Origin of the sequence: Natronorubrum sulfidifaciens JCM 14089, from assembly GCF_000337735.1 — an archaeon.
GTDB lineage: Archaea > Halobacteriota > Halobacteria > Halobacteriales > Natrialbaceae > Natronorubrum > Natronorubrum sulfidifaciens.
Map to the genome: position 1 here is coordinate 1 of NZ_AOHX01000005.1, position 1497 is coordinate 1497.

A 1497-nucleotide genomic window follows, 5' to 3' on the forward strand; every position below is an offset into this window, starting at 1 on the left:
ACTGCTGGTGCTTCCGTGTGTTCGTGCCAAGATAGTCACTCCCGTTGTAGACCTCAACTGGGGCGTGCTCATCAGGCAGAAGGATAGCGCCGTCAGGTTCTCTACCTGGATTATTGAGGATGTATCTGTGTGGCCCTTCCGGGAGAACGTCGAAACCGGGGATGTATTGCCCAATTTCATCATTAATTTTACACAAGGCTGTGTAGGCGATGAGNGTTGGCATAGCATCCACTTCTGGTGAGAAATGACTCGAACTCTTTCACTGCTTCAACGATTTCGTCTTCTGGCTCCGGGTTTCCAGGTCGGGCGAAGTATTTTCGATGGTTGCCATCCACTTGGACAGTTTTTTCCTTCACCTCTCCTTCTTCTTTCAACTCTATCAGAGCTGTACCAGCCGTATTTTGATAGACACCTGCTGCTTCACACTCCAGTTTAAATTGGGAAACGGGCCACGCTGGATGGTCATCAAGTCGATTTGCGGCAACGTTTTTTGCGAACTCAACTGGCCCCCTTCTCGGCATATTTCTGTCGAGAGTAGCGAGGTATAAAAACACTCNCCGAGTTCGACAGGTAGTCTATACCAGTCACCCTAACCCTCATCTTTCCACTTCCAGAAAGAGTGCCCTTCACGCTGCTGTACTACAATTGTACCCATAGCTTGATATGGGTTGTAGTACAAATTGAGTACATGAGTGACCGGAAGACGATCAAGGTTGATCCAGAACTTTTTGAAGAACTTAATCAACACCGGACGGGACAAGGAGAACCTTGGGACCAGTATCTCTGGATGCTGTACCAAAATTATCTCTACTATGTAGAGGAAAGTGATGAACTCAAAACAACAGAAGATCGTATTCGAGAAATCGTCCGCGAGGAGTTAGAAAATCATGGTTGACGACGTTGATCCCGAGAACCCGCGCCCGGAAGGACACTACCCGCGGTTCAAAAATAACGAGTGGCATTACGTCCCCGACGAGTTGGCGCAGACAATTTCGTTAGGACCAGCGGGTGATGGCGAAGAAGGNGAACAGGTCGATCTGGATCGGGCGGTTCCGAACCCACGAGGCGAGCCGTGTCACAAATACTGCTGGGCGGAGTACACAGGCGCACCCGAGTGGTTCAGTGGCCACGTGTAGCGAGAAAACGGGCTCTGTGTGAATCCTCAGTGATTGATACGACCGGTCTGCTAATAGGGAGCTGTATCCGGAACGGGGATCAAAGCTGATCACGCGCAGTGTGTTACAATTAGAAAGAACTGGTACGCGATAGATATATTCAATATGAGGAACAAGTCAATCGATAATGGTCGAGGCCCGTCAGGAACAGCTTCAACGCGCTTACACTAAACTCGTCGATGACGGCAAAGACCTCCATATCTCCGGCCAACCTGGGATCGGGAAAACTGAATTTCTCNCCTCCGCCCCAACCAACTCACCGGCCTCTCTGCAAATGTGTTCTCCTTCTTCGGTGTCGGGGTCGAGAAAGACAACCGGGAGG

2 protein-coding genes are annotated in these 1497 nt (G+C 50.2%); both read left to right on the top strand.

All coding sequences use genetic code 11. The annotated features are described in order from the left end of the window. Positions 1–688 precede the first annotated feature (688 nt). Positions 689–895 (top strand): hypothetical protein, encoded by a 207-nt coding sequence (locus tag C495_RS17485; protein ID WP_152418835.1) that lies wholly within the window; start codon positions 689–691, stop codon positions 893–895. Continuing rightward, positions 885–1136 carry a hypothetical protein gene (locus C495_RS00990; RefSeq protein WP_152418836.1) on the top strand — a complete coding sequence of 84 codons (252 nt, stop codon included), beginning with the start codon at positions 885–887 and terminating at the stop codon, positions 1134–1136. Before C495_RS17485 ends, C495_RS00990 begins: the two co-directional genes overlap by 11 nt. Positions 1137–1497: the final 361 nt, after the last annotated feature.